The 16,312-nt window shown below is 52.3% G+C and carries 16 protein-coding genes; 1 reads left to right on the top strand and 15 read right to left on the bottom strand.

What is annotated here, in order from left to right; all coding sequences use genetic code 11:
- Nucleotides 1-13 precede the first annotated feature (13 nt).
- From NXT01_RS01320 to NXT01_RS01280, 9 genes are all read right to left on the bottom strand, one after another.
- Entirely contained in the window at nucleotides 14-565 is a 552-nt protein-coding gene (locus NXT01_RS01320; RefSeq protein ID WP_259076620.1) for an adenine phosphoribosyltransferase, read from the bottom strand.
- A gap of 149 nt (nucleotides 566-714) precedes the next feature.
- Nucleotides 715-2,310 carry an ABC transporter substrate-binding protein gene (locus NXT01_RS01315; RefSeq protein ID WP_259076619.1) on the bottom strand — a complete coding sequence of 532 codons (1,596 nt, stop codon included), beginning with the start codon at nucleotides 2,308-2,310 and terminating at the stop codon, nucleotides 715-717.
- Nucleotides 2,311-2,502: 192 nt separating this feature from the next.
- Nucleotides 2,503-3,609, bottom strand: a complete 1,107-nt coding sequence (secF, locus tag NXT01_RS01310) for a protein translocase subunit SecF (RefSeq protein ID WP_259076616.1) — start codon at nucleotides 3,607-3,609, stop codon at nucleotides 2,503-2,505.
- A 1-nt stretch (nucleotide 3,610) separates the two neighbouring features.
- Nucleotides 3,611-5,491, bottom strand: a complete 1,881-nt coding sequence (secD, locus tag NXT01_RS01305; protein WP_259076613.1) for a protein translocase subunit SecD — start codon at nucleotides 5,489-5,491, stop codon at nucleotides 3,611-3,613.
- A 277-nt stretch (nucleotides 5,492-5,768) separates the two neighbouring features.
- A complete protein-coding gene (gene yajC / locus NXT01_RS01300; protein WP_259076611.1) occupies nucleotides 5,769-6,062 on the bottom strand; it encodes a preprotein translocase subunit YajC in 294 nt (97 codons plus the stop codon).
- Between the two features lie 51 nt (nucleotides 6,063-6,113).
- The gene (ruvB, locus tag NXT01_RS01295; RefSeq protein ID WP_259076600.1) at nucleotides 6,114-7,193 is read right to left on the bottom strand and encodes a Holliday junction branch migration DNA helicase RuvB; all 1,080 of its coding nucleotides are present in this window, start codon (nucleotides 7,191-7,193) and stop codon (nucleotides 6,114-6,116) included.
- 17 nt (nucleotides 7,194-7,210) lie between these two features.
- On the bottom strand, nucleotides 7,211-7,822 hold the full coding sequence (gene ruvA / locus NXT01_RS01290; RefSeq protein ID WP_259076590.1) for a Holliday junction branch migration protein RuvA: 612 nt from the start codon (nucleotides 7,820-7,822) through the stop codon (nucleotides 7,211-7,213).
- 41 nt (nucleotides 7,823-7,863) lie between these two features.
- Nucleotides 7,864-8,541: a crossover junction endodeoxyribonuclease RuvC gene (gene ruvC / locus NXT01_RS01285; protein ID WP_259076588.1), complete on the bottom strand. Its 678-nt coding sequence runs from the start codon at nucleotides 8,539-8,541 to the stop codon at nucleotides 7,864-7,866.
- Nucleotides 8,542-8,734: 193 nt separating this feature from the next.
- On the bottom strand, nucleotides 8,735-9,490 hold the full coding sequence (locus NXT01_RS01280) for a YebC/PmpR family DNA-binding transcriptional regulator (protein ID WP_259076586.1): 756 nt from the start codon (nucleotides 9,488-9,490) through the stop codon (nucleotides 8,735-8,737).
- 295 nt (nucleotides 9,491-9,785) lie between these two features.
- Between NXT01_RS01280 and NXT01_RS01275 the strand changes: the two genes are divergently transcribed.
- Nucleotides 9,786-11,027: a hypothetical protein gene (locus tag NXT01_RS01275; RefSeq protein ID WP_259076584.1), complete on the top strand. Its 1,242-nt coding sequence runs from the start codon at nucleotides 9,786-9,788 to the stop codon at nucleotides 11,025-11,027.
- Here NXT01_RS01275 and NXT01_RS01270 read toward each other — a convergent pair.
- The 6 genes from NXT01_RS01270 to NXT01_RS01245 form a co-directional block, all read right to left on the bottom strand.
- Nucleotides 11,017-12,435 (bottom strand): deoxyribodipyrimidine photo-lyase, encoded by a 1,419-nt coding sequence (locus NXT01_RS01270; RefSeq protein WP_259076582.1) that lies wholly within the window; start codon nucleotides 12,433-12,435, stop codon nucleotides 11,017-11,019. The genes NXT01_RS01275 and NXT01_RS01270 overlap by 11 nt on opposite strands.
- A 31-nt stretch (nucleotides 12,436-12,466) precedes the next feature.
- Nucleotides 12,467-12,931: a hypothetical protein gene (locus NXT01_RS01265; protein WP_259076580.1), complete on the bottom strand. Its 465-nt coding sequence runs from the start codon at nucleotides 12,929-12,931 to the stop codon at nucleotides 12,467-12,469.
- Nucleotides 12,928-14,022, bottom strand: a complete 1,095-nt coding sequence (locus NXT01_RS01260; protein ID WP_259076578.1) for a glycosyltransferase family 4 protein — start codon at nucleotides 14,020-14,022, stop codon at nucleotides 12,928-12,930. The genes NXT01_RS01265 and NXT01_RS01260 overlap by 4 nt, the downstream gene beginning before the upstream one ends.
- A 77-nt stretch (nucleotides 14,023-14,099) precedes the next feature.
- Nucleotides 14,100-15,008 carry a phosphatidylinositol mannoside acyltransferase gene (locus NXT01_RS01255; protein ID WP_259076576.1) on the bottom strand — a complete coding sequence of 303 codons (909 nt, stop codon included), beginning with the start codon at nucleotides 15,006-15,008 and terminating at the stop codon, nucleotides 14,100-14,102.
- Between the two features lie 29 nt (nucleotides 15,009-15,037).
- Entirely contained in the window at nucleotides 15,038-15,679 is a 642-nt protein-coding gene (gene pgsA / locus NXT01_RS01250) for a phosphatidylinositol phosphate synthase (protein ID WP_259076574.1), read from the bottom strand.
- The gene (locus NXT01_RS01245; protein WP_259076572.1) at nucleotides 15,672-16,274 is read right to left on the bottom strand and encodes an HIT domain-containing protein; all 603 of its coding nucleotides are present in this window, start codon (nucleotides 16,272-16,274) and stop codon (nucleotides 15,672-15,674) included. Before NXT01_RS01245 ends, pgsA begins: the two co-directional genes overlap by 8 nt.
- Between the last annotated feature and the right edge of the window lie 38 nt (nucleotides 16,275-16,312).

Raw genomic sequence — 16,312 nt, 5'->3', positions numbered from 1 at the left:
ATAAGATATGCGGTTAATCGTTAACCACAAATACTGGAGCTTGATCAATACGATGACGACCACCTAAGCCAGCAACTTCCAGCACGACGCCATAACCGGTCACGGTGCCGCCGAGTTCTGAGATCAAATTGGTAGCGGCAATAAGGGTTCCCCCGGTGGCGAGGACGTCGTCGATAAGCACGACCTTTTTGCCCTGGAGGTCAATGCCAGAAGCCGGCAATTCCAAAGCGGCGGTCCCATATTCAAGTGCGTATTCCTGGGTGTGCACCGGCGGAGGCAGCTTTCCTTTTTTACGAATGGCTAGGATGCCCAAACCGAGCCTGTAGGCTACTGCCGAACCGAGAAGAAAGCCCCTGGCATCTAGACCACCAATGAGGTCTGCGCCCATCTTCTGTGCCGCCGCTGCAAGGTCATCCACCAGTAATGAGAAGGCTTCACCGTCAGCGAGGACTGGGGTTAGGTCTTCAAAAATTACCCCTTGAACTGGGAAGTCCTTGACGAAGCGAGTTTTCTCGGAGAGTGCTTGCTGAGAATTGGCGAAGCGGGCTGTTCGGGCAACGGTCATGGTTTTCAGTCAAACTTTCTGTCAATCGAGGACTAGGCCTCATCCAACCGCCTGAAGTGAGCGGAATCGAGGTTATAGCTTCATACCCCTAAAAGGTATGAGGAATTTGGTCTAGCAGCAAATCTCAGAATTCACCTTCGGGGGCAGCCTTACTCCTGCCAGCGATCAATATTCCAGCTCAGTCCGTAGAGATCGGTATTTTCCACCACGTTGGCGATCTTCTTGTCAATGATATAAATACGGGGTTCTACAGCGATGGGGATACTGGGGACTAAATCCCAACTGCGTTGTTCGGCTTCACGAGTCGCGCCTATATTCGATGTAGAGGTAGCTCGGATCGGGAACTCTAGCATAGGGTCGACAGAGAGCAGATTGGCATCAGCTCCCCCTTCTTGGCTGTAGTACACCCCGAATTCATTGCCAAGAACCTCAGATAGATTCCCTAAACTAGGTGCTTCGCGGGATACATCGACAATAGATACGCCAGCGTCTTGACAAGAATCCGCAATCGCCTGCACCATAGCAGCCTTTCTTTTATCAGGGCCGAAATACCCAATGCGGACGGTTTGACCGCTGATGCGGGTAGCTGCAGGTATATCTGTTCCGCGGTGCGGATCGGTGATATCACGCATTTTGAGGTGGACGGGGTCCTGGGGTCTCACGGTGCGCACGGTCGTGGCAGGGGTGTCTACACCTGAAAACTCTTTACTGATATGCGCCAGCCGGGGCTGATCAATGCAGGCGGCAAAAGCGCGTCGGTTCTCAGGGTCAGCAAAGATACCTCCACTGCCAAGAACCAGTTGTTCACTGAGAACTCCAGGCTTATATATGATAGTAAAGGGGTTATTTGGGTCGTTTCTATTGACCCACGAGGCCTGAGAGGTCGAGGCTACTTCCGCAATTTGAATATCTCCACGCCCAGCTAAAGTCTGAATATCCGAACCAGAGGGCCACACAATCAAACGCTCGAGAGCAGACTTTTCACCAAAGTACCGCTCGTTACGCACCAGAGTAACTTCCCCACTCGATCCTATGGATTCAATCTTTAGTGGTCCTGAGCTTATTTGCAGCTCGGGGTCGAATTGATCGAGGTTGAACCCTGTGTTCCAAATCTGAGCGATAGGTTCCATTGCCGCAGGGTCTCGGGATTTCAGCACGTTGCTAAAAACGTCCAATGGCATGTCCAGCTTCGCTGCAATTGCATGCGCAGGCAGCAGAGTCCCCGCATTGAAAAGATGACGCCATCGTTCGCCGAAGTTATCTTTGAAAACTACTATGGCTAGCTTCCCACCGGGTACGCACTCAACGCTATCAACCTGCTGATAGAGGGGCATAGCAGAATCAAAAATTGGCCTTTGGGTGGCCGCGGTAAATGCGAGAAGGAAGGAATCGCATGTTATGGGAGCGCCGTCAGAATAGACTGCTTTATCGGAGATTTGAATCTGAACACGCTGTTGCGCACCCGGCAGGAGCCTAGCGTCCATCAGATCCGAATTGGGTATTGTCTGTCCCTCAGGTCCAGTGACGTAAATACCTGGGTACAGCCTTCCTGCTAGTTCGTGGGCATTCGTGGATCGTCCCAAACTCGAACCTACATTCGTAGTCAATAAGGGGCGATCGACGGCGTAGCCAAAGATATGTGGTGAAGAATCTTCCCGGGACGATGGGGAGGAGCATCCAGCTAAGACGGCTGCCAAAGAACTAAGGAGCGCTACGCATACACGCCCCCACATTTCGTGCTTCATAACGACCCCTTGTTAGATATGTTATTAGATCCCAGCCTAGTTCTTTAAGAGCCGTTGCAACTAATTTTTCGCTCTCCCAAAGGAATGTGAAGGTCACAATATATCTGTGCTCGACCTTATTGCACAAAGACAAACTCCCGATCACCTCTCAAAGTAGTGATCGGGAGAAAACCTTCATTATTTATACCCGGTTTAAACTCTACGAGGGCGCCAAGAGCTAGGGCCTCGATGATTGAGATCTGGTCCCTGAATCTGTCGTTTCGGCGCTCCATCAAGGTCCGCTAAAACGTCGGCATCAATGCGACCAGTTTCCCGTAACTGTTCAACAGCCACATTATGTTCCTTAGTCTTAGCTGAGCGGTTCTTCAGAGAAACGAGGAAGGGGGTAGCAAGGAAGATCGATGAAATGGTACCTTCGATCACACCGATAAGCTGCACCAGCGCCAAATCTTTGAGCGTTCCCACGCCCATGAGCCATACAGCAACAACCATCAGCGCGATCATGGGTAGTACCGAAATCACAGTTGTAGAAATCGAGCGCATGACCGTCTGGTTGATTGCAAGATTGGCATGCTCGGCATAAGTCATTTTTCGATTGCCTAGATAACCAGCGGTATTCTCCCCCACCTTATCGAAAACAATCACCGTGTCGTAGAGAGAGAAGGCAAGTACAGTCAAAAGACCGATAACGGTGGCTGGCGTTACCTCAAAGCCGAAGAGGGCATAGAGTCCGGTGATGAAAACGAGGTCCACACCGAGTGCTCCTAGGGCGGCCACAGCCATCTCCCGCTGGAGGCGGATTGCTATATAGATGAAGACCGCCAGTAGGAAAACGCCCATCGATATAAACATCCGGTTGGTAATTGTTGAACCCCATGATTCCGAAACGGTAGAATCACCAATCACATCAGGGGTAGCCTCGCCAACAAGGTTTTCTGGCTGGTACTCATCGAAGATCGCTCGACGCGCGCTGTCGATCTGCTCTTGGGTGAGCCTTTCGGAATTGATCTCTAAAATACGAGTGTCGCCGGACCCGACGATCTGAACCAGTGCAGGTTCAATTCCAGTAGCTTCCTCGAAGGTTTGCGAAACTGCTACCTTGTCAAGGTTGCCGGCAGGCATATTCATCTTGGTGCCGCCCTGGAAATCAATTCCCAAATTAAAGCCGCGGAAAAGAATGCACAGTAAGCAGACCACAATGATGGCAAGCGTGACCATATAGCTCACCCGGCGCTTGCCGACGAAATCCAACCCACCCTCACCGGTGAAGATTTTTTCCAAAGTCGTTTTCGAAGACATATTACTTCTCCTCATTCGAGGTAGGGGCTTGAGGCTGCGCTGCTGTGGCCATCTCTGGCGCAGCTGTGTCCAGCGGGGCAGATATGTTGTTGCGCGCTACGTAATCAAAAACTCGACCCAGACCGTTGGCCGCAGGCTGAGCAGTCCACGGACGACGCGACGCAAGTATGACCAAAGGTGCCGTGAAGAGGAAGGTAATGAGCAAATCAAATACCGTAGTCAGACCTAATGTAAAGGCGAATCCCTTAACTTCGCCTACTGCAAGAAGATAAACCACGACTGCAGCGATAATCGTAACGAAGTTACCAGTGATAATGGTGTTCTTGGCTCTGTCCCATGCATGGGGCACCGCTGAGCGGAACGTTCGGCCGTTGCGGATTTCATCCTTGATACGTTCGTAGATCACCACGAAAGAGTCGGCGGTGGTACCAATGCCGATGATCAAACCAGCGATACCAGCTAGATCGAGAGAATAACCGATGAGTCGACCCAGCAAAACTAGGGAACCGTAGACAAAGAGTCCAGACATGATCAGAGAAACAAGAGAAATCACGCCAAAAAAGCGGTAGAAATACAGGCTGAAAAGAGCCACTAAAATCAACCCGACGAGGCCCGCTATCAATCCAGCCTTGAGGGAGGCCACACCTAAGGATGCGGGGACAGTGATGGCCGTTCCACCTTGTTCGCCATTTTCACCGGCGAAGGACAGAGGTAGGGCGCCATACCTGAGATTATTAGCTAAATCCTGAGCTTCCTTATTAGTGAATTTACCTGTGATGGAAGTAGCCGAACCAATGGGAGTTGGGGACTGGATCACTGGAGCGGAAATCACCTTGGAATCAAGGGTGATGGCTACGTTGCGCTTGAGATAGTCCTGCGTGAGCTTAGCCCATGTAGCAGAGCCTTCGGAACCACCATCCGACTTGAAAGCGAAACTAATTTCCATCTGACCAGTCTGGGAGTTAAGACCTCCTGTAATAGGTCGGGCGGTGTCGATTTCCTCACCAGTCAAGCGCTTCGCTTGTGGCCCTTCTGTCTCGCCTACGAGCAAAGGTGCGGGGTCTAGAATATAGACTTGGGAATCCTCTTCGGAATCAGCCGAGCCGGGGTCGCAAGCCACCAGAGGTTTGGCTGGGTCGTCACTGCCTTGGAGGAGGTCTGGGTTGTCGTCGCAAATCAGCAGCGTTGCCGCTGCAAATTGGCGGAGTGGATCACTCGATTGGCGATCCTCATGCATGACTTCGAGAATTTTTTCCCGGCGCGCCGCAGATTCAATGGAATTTTGGGGAGCTTGCGGAGCTTTGGCAGTCACCGTGATCGTCGATATATCCGCGGCATCTTTTTGCTCCGCGTTATCTTTGCTGCTTTCTTCATTCGCAGCGAAAGAAGAGATCTTCTCCAATTTTTCATTGAGCTGATCGGGGCTAGCTACTCCTGCCTCGACCCAGCGATTAGCCATATCTTGGACCACTGGGATCAGCTTTGAAGTATCGAAGTCTCCTGGGTTGGCTACAGGCCTAAAGAGTAGCTGTGAGGTTTGCCCAACAGCTCGAGCCTGAGAGGTGTCTTCTCCGGGGACTGTGATGACAAGGGTCGAGCCATCGATGATGACACTTGCACCAGAGACTCCCATACCGTTGACACGATTTTCCAAAATGGTTCGTGCTTGTGCGAGTTGGTCTTGGGTCGGATCGGAGCCTTGCGGGACAAGGGTCACGCGGGTGCCGCCCTGGAGATCAATACCCAACTTGGGGCTCGCGCTGCGATCGCCGGTGAAAAAAATGAGGGCGTAGACTAAGACGAGAAGGGTGATGAATCCCGCAATGGCTCTCTTGGGCCACTGCTCCCATCGACTTCCGCCGCTTCGTGTTGTCGAAGCCAATGAAGTTTCTCCTTGTATCGGATGTGTAATGAAGGTTATCGAGGTGCCCCTTCCCTTAAGGAAGATACCTCGTCGCCGAGTGTGTTAACCCGCTTGACATAGGCCAAGCTAACAACCTGAATCTATCCTAGACCCAACTTCTCGACAGTTTGTATATGCACCCAGCTATGCTACGCCATGGTTCGACCGATCGGCGATTTTCTAAGAGGAAGTCTCATATATAGTGGAGGTCCCTGCGGGTTGAACCCGTGGGGACCTTGAGCGAGAAAGCCTGCTTTTAAGCGTCTTCGTGATCTGGAAGGGTGCGTTGCTCCTGGGTGAGGTTGCGCACGACTACTGCCTTTTCCCACGTGCTAACTACCCCAGGGGAAGTTTCTAGCTCCACGGTTGCTTCCGCTATGCCTACAACGGTGCCGTGGAGACCTGCGGTCGTAAGAACTTGATCGTTAATCATGAGGGCCTCTTGGAGCTCATGGATTTCTTGAATTTTGCGCCGTTGTTTCCTTTGCATGAGGAAACTAGGCACAAAAACCACTGCCAGAATTAGAATGAGAAGAAAAATTGAATCCATACACCCAGTGTGCCAGATAGCTAAGGGAAAGTTGGAAAACTCACACCCTTTTTAGCGCAGTCCGGTTCCAGGGCACCCCTCGGGTGGTTCCAGATCTAGATGGCGCCATGCTGCTTGGGTGGCCACACGCCCCCGCCCGGTGCGGCTAATCATACCGGCGCGAACTAGGTATGGTTCACACACTTCTTCGACTGTCGATGCTTCTTCCCCGACGGCTATGGCTAGAGTCGATACTCCTACGGGACCGCCTCCATGGCTCTTGATAAGTGCCTCCAAGACCGCGCGATCGAGACGATCGAGTCCCATCTCGTCTACATCGAAGACAAGTAATGCGGCCCTAGCTGCTTGCAGATCGATATAGCCGGTGCCATGAACCTCGGCGTAGTCCCGAACCCGTCGCAGGAGACGGTTAGCGATGCGTGGTGTACCTCTGGAACGAGAGGCGATTTCCACAGCTGCCACCGGTTCTATTTCAACGCCCATGATCGTAGCGGCCCGACTCACAACCTTGGTGAGTTCTGGAGTGTCGTAGAATTCCATCTGCGCAGTAAAACCGAAGCGATCGCGCAACGGTCCGGTGAGCATGCCCGAACGAGTAGTTGCTCCCACGAGGGTAAATGGGGCTAGTTCCAGCGGGATTGAAGTGGCACCCGGTCCCTTGCCGACGATCACATCGATCCGAAAATCTTCCATCGCCATATAGAGCATCTCTTCTGCAGGTCGCGCCATCCGGTGTATTTCATCGATGAAGAGGACATCACCCTCCATGAGATTAGACAGCATTGCGGCGAGATCACCAGCACGCTCCAGTGCCGGGCCAGAGGTCATCCTCAAGCTCGTACCCATCTCATAGGCAATAATCATCGCCATCGTCGTCTTTCCAAGACCGGGAGGGCCGGAAAGCAGAACATGGTCGGGGGTTACTCCGCGGTTCTTCGCTCCGGTGAGTACAAGATCGAGTTGATCGCGGACCTTTGGTTGGCCGATGAACTCCGTCAAACTACGCGGTCGCAGCGTGGTTTCCACATCGTTTTCCCCGTCGTTTATGGTGGGGTTGATGGGCGCATCGGGACGACGGTGCCCCGAAGACGGTTGGGGGAGTTCAAATTCGGTTTTCTCTACGCTAGCCATAATTTTTCCGCAGTTGCTCAGTTCGTTCTATTCTTCCCAAGCGCCGCCAGGGTTGCGCGCAGCGCAGCAGATGTTGTGATGTCAGGGGATTCGTTTAGTACCGCGGCCAGAATTGGCGCCGCTATTTTTTCACTGAATCCCAGACCCACTAGGGCTTCGAGCACTTGATCGGCAATGGCGGAATGGGTGTCGATAGCTAAGGTATTCGCTTCGCTCTCGGCGCTTCCAAAACTGGTGACCTTGTCTTTGAGATCAACGATTAGGCGCTCAGCCATGCGCTTGCCCACTCCAGGAATTTTTTGCAGCCCCTTAATATCATGTTCGGATATCAGTGTCGAAAGCTCTTCGGCATCGTAAACGCTTTGTATCGCTACAGCGAGCTTGGGACCCAGACCCGAAACGCTTTGCAAGAGTGCGAACATATCTCGATCATCAGAATGCCGAAAGCCGTAGAGCGTTTGCGAATCCTCGCGCACAATCATGCTAACCAGCATGAAAGTCTCTTCGCCGCGGCGCAGTGTTCCAAGGGTTTTAGGGCTAGCGACTACCTCGTAGCCGACCCCGTGGCATTCAATGACTGCACTTTTTAAGGTGATATCAACGACGTGCCCCCGTAAGGAAACGATCATAATCGCCTGCCTCCATTTTGTCTTGATTCATTAACCATAGTCTAGCGGCGCCATGCCCCTCGCGGTCGTGTCTGTTGCTGTATTAGGGACCGCAGTTCCGCGTCGGACGGTGCAATATCAGCGGCGCGCTGGAGTGCTTGCTGCTTTGCTTTTCCGAGGACGCCGTTGTGGTGCCGCATGAGTGACTGGGCTCGGACTTGATTCTCCTGTTGCGCTAAGATCATCGGGGCCCGCCAGCAGTGACACACAGCAAGAGCTAAAGCATCGGCGGCGTCGGCGGGTTTCGGAGCCTCATTCAAACCGAGGATACGCGTGATCATCGCTGTCATTTGCTTCTTATCGGCGCGACCATTACCAGAGATAGCTTTCTTCACTTCTGACGGAGTGTACAAATAACAACTCAAATCGCGTTGGGCAGCAGCAAGCATAAGGACGCCCACGCCGTGAGCGGTGTTCATCACTGTTGATACATTGCCACGTTCGAAGATGCGCTCGATAGCTACCACGTCAGGCCGATACTCATCCATCCACTCGTTGACGGCCTTGCTCAACTCCAACAAACGCTTCTCTATCGCGGCATCGACGGGAGTTCTAACCACACCCACCGCCACGGGGATAACACTGCGACCACGGCCGGCTTGCACCACCGAAAGGCCACATCGCGTTAATCCAGGGTCGATGCCCATTATGCGCAACCCCTCGATGGACTTGACAGACATCCGCACCTCTCCTCTGAGCTTCTTTTGTTGAGCCTTTTATCGAGCCATTTATCGAGTCTCAGAATCTTTTGATATGAGAATTCAGAGTAACACAATCTATCACACAGATGTTCGATCACCCTTCGCTCAGCATCCGCCTCGCAGATATAGAAAATCCCCGGTGCTCGTTTCGCAGCACCGAGGAATCTTCGTGTTATTCAGCGTGAAGGGCAGCGATGACCTCGTCACTGAGGCTCATATTCGTATAGACGTTTTGAACATCGTCAGAATCCTCTAAAGCGTCGATCAGCTTCATAATTTTCTTGGCGTCGTTAAGCTCCAACGGAACTTCGACGGAAGCACGGAAATCGGAATCGGAATCTTCAACCTCAATTCCGGCTTCTTGAAGAGCTTCACGTACTGCCGTTGATTCACTAGGGGCACTTAGAATCTCGAAGTTGTCGCCTACCGCGTTAACTTCTTCGGCCCCGGCATCGAGGACCGCCATCAAGATATCGTCCTCGTCCAGTTCACCGCGCTCAACGAGTACGACTCCCTTACGGGTGAAAAGGTAGGAGACGGAACCGGATTCGGCCATATTGCCGCCGTGTTTGGTCATCGCATTACGCACCTCGGAAGCCGCGCGATTGCGATTGTCGGTCAAACACTCGATGAGAACGGCCACACCATTCGGGCCGTAGCCCTCGTACATTATGGTTTGCCAGTCGGCTCCGCCAGCCTCTTCGCCGGACCCACGTTTCCTGGCGCGTTCGATATTATCGTTAGGAACCGAGGCCTTTTTAGCCTTGCGGATCATATCGTCGAGGGTTGGGTTGGCGGAGGGATCACCGCCGCCGGTGCGTGCTGCGACTTCGATATTTTTGATTAATTTGGCAAACTCCTTACCACGTTTGGCATCGTTTGCTGCCTTTTTGTGTTTAGTCGTTGCCCATTTAGAGTGGCCTGACATTGGCTACCTTTCCTCCTCTACACCGCTACAGCCTGTCTTGAAGGTGTAGCGAGCTACGAGTTACGTATATGTTCAGCTCTGTTGTATATAGCTATATTTAGCTCTTTGACCTAACAAAGCTCCAATTATACGGTAAAAGCGCTCCCGATCGGTACTTCTCCTGCTTGAATTGGACACCGTCACCCTCAATGAGAACACCCTGATCCCGTCGATATACGTTGAGATATTCTATACCCAGAAACACTGGTTTAGAATTCTTCTGACATCCCTTCATTGCTCGGAAAAGGACATATTGATGCCCAAGATCACTCGCACCATCAGTATCCACTTCGCTTTGTGGTCGTTGTGGCTATGCGGCCGTGGCATCATGCTGTTAATGCGACCCTTCTGGGTAGATTCAGACGCTGATATTCATTACTATTTTGCCAGCCTCACGGACCCAGCCTCTTCAGGAACTGCCGAATATCCACCCGTAGGAATATGGCCCGCTGAGGTCACATTATGGCTCGCTGGAGAAGATCCGGAGAGATTTCTCCTCACATTTATTGCGCTCATTCTACTGTGCGACGCTGCTTTTCATGGGGCGCTCATATACGGCAGTCGCGGGCTTGGTACTAAAGATCGGGTCTTTGCCAGCGTATTTTGGTCCTTATTTGCGCCCCTTCTTGGTGCGGTCTACCTTTACCGTCTCGACCTCTACCCCGCTGCTGGGGTTGGAATCGCGGCACTATTTCTTTTCTCCTATCCTGCTCTGACCGCGGTCTTTATCGGATGGGCTACCATGGTTAAATTGTGGCCAGGTCTTCTAGCGGTGGCTTCTGTTCGAGGATATAGAAATACGCGCACATATATCGATATCGGTGTCGGCGCGATCACCTTAACCGTGCTCACCATCGCTGTTTTACTACGCTCTGGAGTCTGGCGTTTGCTAACCCCTTTGACGTATCAGGGTGAACGTGGGCTTCAAATCGAGTCGGTCGTTGCTACCCCGCTGCTATTTCGAGCAGCTCAGCCAGGATCGGATGAGTACGAACTTTTTTATGCAGCTTCTAAAAGTTTCGAAATTACTGGCCCCGCCGTAAGCCTAGCCCTATCGATAGCATCAGCGCTCATGCTTCTCACATTTTTGATGGCACTAACCTTTGCGCTTGTAGTATTCCGCTATGACCTGTGGAACCCACAGTTGGCGCTGAGTTTTATGGTTTCTGCAACGTCGATGTTGTTGGTGGCTAACAAAGTATTTAGTCCTCAGTATATAACATGGCTTGGCCCAATGGTCGCGGTAGCGGTGGTCTTCTGCCACCGCAAACTCGTAAGTGCTATTGCATTATTGACTTTGGCATTAGCAGGGCTGAGTCATTGTATTTATCCCTTCCATTACGCTGACCTTTTCTCCTCGGATAATCCTTTGGCCATAGGCTTGGTGGCTATCTACCTAAGAAACAGTTTGGTGGTAGCCCTCATGCTCATCAGCATGGCGTGGACGATCGTAGAGCTGCGAGCTGCCTATGCACACCGACGGGTGCCTACTCTTTAATCTCGTCATACGCGTGCAAAGCAGCGGTGCGGGAAGCCTTCACATCAACAACCGGCTCCGGGTAGATGGGGGTGTGAAGCTCTGGAACCCACGATGAGCAGTAATGGTAATCTGCGTCGAAGCGCTGCTGCTGTGTGATGGGATTGAAGATACGGAAATATGGGGCCGCATCGTCGCCGCAGCCAGCTACCCACTGCCAATTGAAGGTATTGGAGGCTAGGTCAGCGTCCACCAAACTGTCCCAGAACCACTCCTCACCCATTATCCAGTGGGTTCCAAGGTTTTTAGTGAGCAGGGAGCCGACAACCATGCGAACCCGATTGTGCATCGTGCCCGTTCGCATCAGTTCCCGCATCCCGGCATCGACCAATGGGATTCCAGTCTCACCACGGGCCCAAGCGGTAAATTCTGCCATTTTATTATCGGGCGCGATTTTCCTTTGATGAATGTCATCGATGCGGTAGCTTTCTTTCCACCATGGGAAGACAGCAAATTTTTCCCTCAAGGGAGTATCTATCATCTGAGGGTTCTCATAGAGTCGGTGCCAGGCAAAGTCTCGCCATAGTAACTCTTTGCGAAAAACGTGAGCATCAGCGCTATCTCCAACAAGTTCGAAGAGCCGGCGTATGCTAATTTCACCGAATCGTAAGTGAGGGGCGAGCCCACTGGTCGCCTTGACCGCAGGAAAGTCCCTGCCCTTGTGGTAGTTAGTTGGTGTACCAAATTTCTCCACCACCTCCCAGGCACCCTGTTCGCCGGGTTTGAAGGGAAATTCTTTAGCCCAATTGGGTTCCCCGCGATCTGCTGGCAGGAGTCTCAACTGGGCGATTTCCACCATACTGGCCTCAAGATCGGCACCGGCCCCATCGAGTTGCTCGATGAAGGAATTATCGGAAAGAACATCGGCTAGATCAACGGAAGACTGCGCGTGCAGAACCTCAAACGAGCGCTTGGAAAATGGGGTGTACACCCGATACGCCTCACCCTGTAGGGTCCGCACCTGCCAAGGTTCAAGTAGAAGGTGTCCGGGGTAACTGTGGGCTTCAATTCCACTCTCATGCACCATGCTCTTGATATGGGCGTCCATCTCACACCACGGCTGGTAGTACCTGCGAGACCAGGCTACGCTCTGTGCCCCTAAATCATGAGCTAGCTGTGGAATGAGCTTACGCGGGTCACCTAAGGCGATCTGAAGTCGGATATTGTAATCAGCTAGCTGCGTGGCCAAGGAGACGAGACTGTGGTGCAACCACCACTGAGAGGCTCGGCCAAGGGGGCGAGTCGATGAGGAGGTATCAAGAATATAGAGGGCATGAATCCGACTGTGGCCAGCCAGCGATTCCAATGCCTTATTGTCTTCGAGACGTAGATCGTCGCGGAACCACATGAGGGATATTTTCTCTGTCATCTTTTTCCTTCTTGGTTAAAAAGCGCCGACTCTAATCGGTCTCATCGTAAACGAGTTCGAAGTACTCGGGAAGTTTGGCAGTCCCGCCCAAGTGAAAAATACGCACCACTGGTTGTAGCCGCAGACTGCGGGTTGAGGTCACAGCGTCGTTATAGAATCGGTGCGCGATATGAACCCGTGCTTGAGCATCGACAATAGCGGGTTCGACGGTATGACCATCAGCTGATATTGCTCGTGCAATCTCTCGTTCCTTTTCACTTCGTCTCCTAAAGTTGCCTGGAACTAGTCCGATCGCCTCAGTGCCGGCAGTTAGGTCGCGGTACTCGGGTGCCAATGCCGCAAATACTGCTGCGCGGCGATCGAGTGCCGCCTCGAGAGCCGCGAGCGCCGCCTCAGTGCGAATATGAAGACGATGGAGACGCGCTGCGGTGGAATAAAGCGTGAATAAGAAGATCGCACCGATGACCGCACATATGACCGCAATGATGGTAGTCACTGACTCTCGACCGTCACTTTCGTACCGTCACAAACAGTCTCATATACCCGCATGATCTGATCAGCGATATTCTTCCATTCAAAATCAGTAGCACGACTACGTCCGGCCTGACGCAGCTTTTCTCTTTCGAGGGGGTTGGCAATGAGCTCTTTTAGGGCGTGATGCAGGGAGGCTGGGTCACCAGTTTTAAATAGTCGAGCAGCGGGTACGGCTGAGTGGGCATCTGAAACCGCGGCGAAAGCCTCGAGATCACTAGCTACTACCGCACATCCAGCCGCCATCGCTTCGACCAGCACAATCCCAAAGCTCTCCCCTCCAGTATTGGGGGCAACATAGATATCGGCCGCTCCCAAAATCCTTGCTTTATCCTCTTCGCTTACCCGCCCCGCAAAGCTCACACCTGGTTGGGGGCGCACAGAACCGTCTCCCATAACAGTAAGATGTGCGCATTCTTCGAGTCCTTGAAATGCCTCGAGGAGGATATCTAGCCCTTTACGCGGCTCATCTATCCGCCCTAGAAAGGCGATTTCGACCTTTTGAGAGCTAGTCTTGATCTCAGATCGCCGGAAAAATTCAGTATGAACTCCGTTAGGGATCAGAACGGGATCTCCCCCTAATTGTTCAACCTGCCAGCGTCTAGCCATTTCCGAAACTGCAATCCCACCCCGAATTTTTTCCAAGTGGGGCCTTAGTATCGGCTGAACCAAACGCAATAGCCGTGAATTGGCTGCTGAGGCATGATACGTGGCCACAATTGGTCCGTGTGCGATGGATAGACTGACAAGGGAGTAGCTCGGAGAGTTCGGCTCGTGGATATGGAGGACATCGAATTCCCCTTGTTCGATAAAATCTCGAGCGTGGGCGAATGTTTTCGGCCCAATACTCAACCGGGCCACCGAGCCGTTATATTTAATTGGAATGGATGGCCCACCAGGGTGCACGAAGTCAGGGAGGGTGTCTGGGCGGGTACTTGGCCCCAGAACAGCAACGTCATGACCTTGACGGCGGAAAACTTCAGCGAGATCCAGGATATGAGCCTGCACTCCCCCAGGATGATCAAAGGAATAAGGACACACGAATCCGATTCTCATATAATCCCTCCTCTCCACAGGCCGATATTACGATCCCACTCAGTCTAATAGCCCGTCAACTTCAGCAATGAAAAAGCTTAAGTGCCTCTTCGATCAGTTGGCCATACTGGCTGCAGGACATGCCAGTCTGCGGGGTGCTCTCGGATATTTTCTTCCATAATTACTGCCTGAGCTTGCAACATCTCCGCCAAGGTTGTGTGGGCTATCGGTTCGGAGATTTTTATTCCCCACCCGGGGTGAGCGGCGTTCCCCTCGAACCAATTAGCTACGACCAACAAATCGGCTCCGGTATCTAAGGCAAGTTTCACGGCACCAGTTGGCATCGTTGTTTCTTCGCCAAAAAATTGGACTTCTAACCCCCGCCCACCTAAGTCACGTTCTCCCAGCAGGCAGACCACCGTTCGAGATTCAAGATCGCGAGTAAGTTGGCCCATGGGAGATCGACCCAACTCATCTCGGTGAGGGTACACCGTAAAGCCCAGACTTTCCCGAAAAGTGAGGAAGGCTCGGTATAGGATCTCCGGCTTTAGGCGCTCAGCTACGGTACTAAAACCACCCGCTAGGTGCACAAGATAGAGGCCTGCGAGATCCCAATTTCCTGAGTGGGTCAGAACTAAAATTGTCCCGCGTTCTTCGGATAGGGATTTCAGCAGATGCTCTTTACCCTGGATATTCTGCTCAATTGCATCAATGACACTGGGGTCATGAGCAATAAGTGGCAACCGAAAGGCTTCTAACCAATAACGCATATAAGAACGCATTGAGTTTTTTACTAAATCTCTGGTGGTATTTTCAGGACCCACAACCCGCATGAGATTTCTGCGTAGCTGCTCCAAGCCGCGTCCATTTTTACTCGCACGATCTGCAAAGCACATAAATAACGGAGCTGCGATGCTTAAGGGCAACCACTTAACCACAGACCAGCCCGCAAGATAGGCATAGGTGGAGGCGAGACTAAGAAATTTCTTGGTTTTTATAGGAGTCATCGTGAGGCTCTTATTCTCATCAGTGGATCTTAAAGCTTCGCCCCGGTTGGTGGAGCAATGGGGTCAAGTGCTCGGGGATCCTTTTTGGCCATGGCTAGACGCTGAATAACAGTAAAGACGCTCCCGACTGCCAAAACCCAGAGAGCTATATCAATAGCCCATGGTACTCCTAGCCCAGTGAGTCCCAGCCCTAGCAAACCAATGATCAGGCGCTCTGCGCGCTCGATGAGCCCACCATCCATGGTCAAGCCACTAGCTTCTCCGCGTGCTTTTACATAGGAGATGACCTGTGAGGCAATAACCACAGTAAAGCTAGCCGCGATCAGGGAATGTGAAGCCTCGTAGCTAAAAATCAGCCACCACGTAATCGAGGCAAATAGCACTCCGTCGGTAATACGATCGCACGTGGCGTCGAGAGTGGCACCAAAAGCCGTGCCCGAGCCGCGCAGCCGTGCCATTGTGCCGTCAATGAGATCAAATGTTGTAAAAAGAGCCGACAGTACAGCTGCTAGAACAAGATGGCCTGTAGGTATCAAGGTCACGGCGATAATAATGGTAATGAATGCTCCGATAACGGTGACAGCATTTGGGGTCAGTCCGACCTGCAATAGCATTTTAGCCAGCGGTTCCGTGAGCACTGCCGCTGGCTTGCGTCCTCGTACGCTAAGCACCGTTCGCTCCAATATCGCTAGGATCTGACTGGGTGAGATCACGCCACCCTGCCGCCAGGAGGCTGCGAGTATCACGCAGCAGTTGCGGCAGTACTTTGGTTCCTTCGATGACTGTCATGAAATTAGCGTCGCCATTCCACCGAGGCACGATATGTAGATGCAAGTGTTCCCCTACGCTCCCACCTGCTGAGCGCCCTAGGTTAAATCCAACATTAATGGCGTCCGGTTGCGACACCTGCTTGAGAACCCGCACTGCCATCTGAGCGAATTGCATGAGTTCGGTCATCTCTGCAGCCGTGAGATCTTCGAGATTCGCTTTCTGCTCATAAGGGACGACCATCATGTGCCCGGCATTGTAGGGGTATAAGTTGAGCACGCAGTACACCAGCTCACCTCGGGCTACGATTAGACCGTCTTCATCGCTGAGCGCTGGGATGCGGATAAAAGGGTTATCACGCTGAGATGATTGGTCATCGTGAGCGCCTTTGTTCACAATATAGTTCATGCGATAGGGAGCCCATAAGCGGATAAGTCGATCTGGGATACCTACTCCAGTATCGACATAATTGGATTGACTATCGTCCACGCTACTCACTTCCCATATCGTGCTTCCCGAATCCTGCACAAGGGCCT

This window comes from Corynebacterium sp. ES2775-CONJ, from assembly GCF_024814515.1.
Taxonomy (GTDB): domain Bacteria; phylum Actinomycetota; class Actinomycetes; order Mycobacteriales; family Mycobacteriaceae; genus Corynebacterium.
Note: the sequence above shows the minus strand (reverse complement) of the source record. Positions and strands in the feature narration are given on the sequence as shown.

Excerpts from the sequence above, each read along its gene's own strand:
- ruvB (WP_259076600.1), bottom strand. The coding sequence starts at position 7,193 with ATGGCTAGCGTAGAGAAAACCGAATTTGAACTCCCCCAACCGTCTTCG.
- yajC (WP_259076611.1), bottom strand. The coding sequence starts at position 6,062 with ATGGATTCAATTTTTCTTCTCATTCTAATTCTGGCAGTGGTTTTTGTG.
- NXT01_RS01315 (WP_259076619.1), bottom strand. The coding sequence starts at position 2,310 with ATGAAGCACGAAATGTGGGGGCGTGTATGCGTAGCGCTCCTTAGTTCT.
- secF (WP_259076616.1), bottom strand. The coding sequence starts at position 3,609 with ATGTCTTCGAAAACGACTTTGGAAAAAATCTTCACCGGTGAGGGTGGG.
- NXT01_RS01275 (WP_259076584.1), top strand. The coding sequence starts at position 9,786 with ATGCCCAAGATCACTCGCACCATCAGTATCCACTTCGCTTTGTGGTCG.
- NXT01_RS01255 (WP_259076576.1), bottom strand. The coding sequence starts at position 15,008 with ATGACTCCTATAAAAACCAAGAAATTTCTTAGTCTCGCCTCCACCTAT.
- ruvA (WP_259076590.1), bottom strand. The coding sequence starts at position 7,822 with ATGATCGTTTCCTTACGGGGGCACGTCGTTGATATCACCTTAAAAAGT.
- NXT01_RS01260 (WP_259076578.1), bottom strand. The coding sequence starts at position 14,022 with ATGAGAATCGGATTCGTGTGTCCTTATTCCTTTGATCATCCTGGGGGA.
- ruvC (WP_259076588.1), bottom strand. The coding sequence starts at position 8,541 with ATGTCTGTCAAGTCCATCGAGGGGTTGCGCATAATGGGCATCGACCCT.
- NXT01_RS01320 (WP_259076620.1), bottom strand. The coding sequence starts at position 565 with ATGACCGTTGCCCGAACAGCCCGCTTCGCCAATTCTCAGCAAGCACTC.
- NXT01_RS01280 (WP_259076586.1), bottom strand. The coding sequence starts at position 9,490 with ATGTCAGGCCACTCTAAATGGGCAACGACTAAACACAAAAAGGCAGCA.
- NXT01_RS01270 (WP_259076582.1), bottom strand. The coding sequence starts at position 12,435 with ATGACAGAGAAAATATCCCTCATGTGGTTCCGCGACGATCTACGTCTC.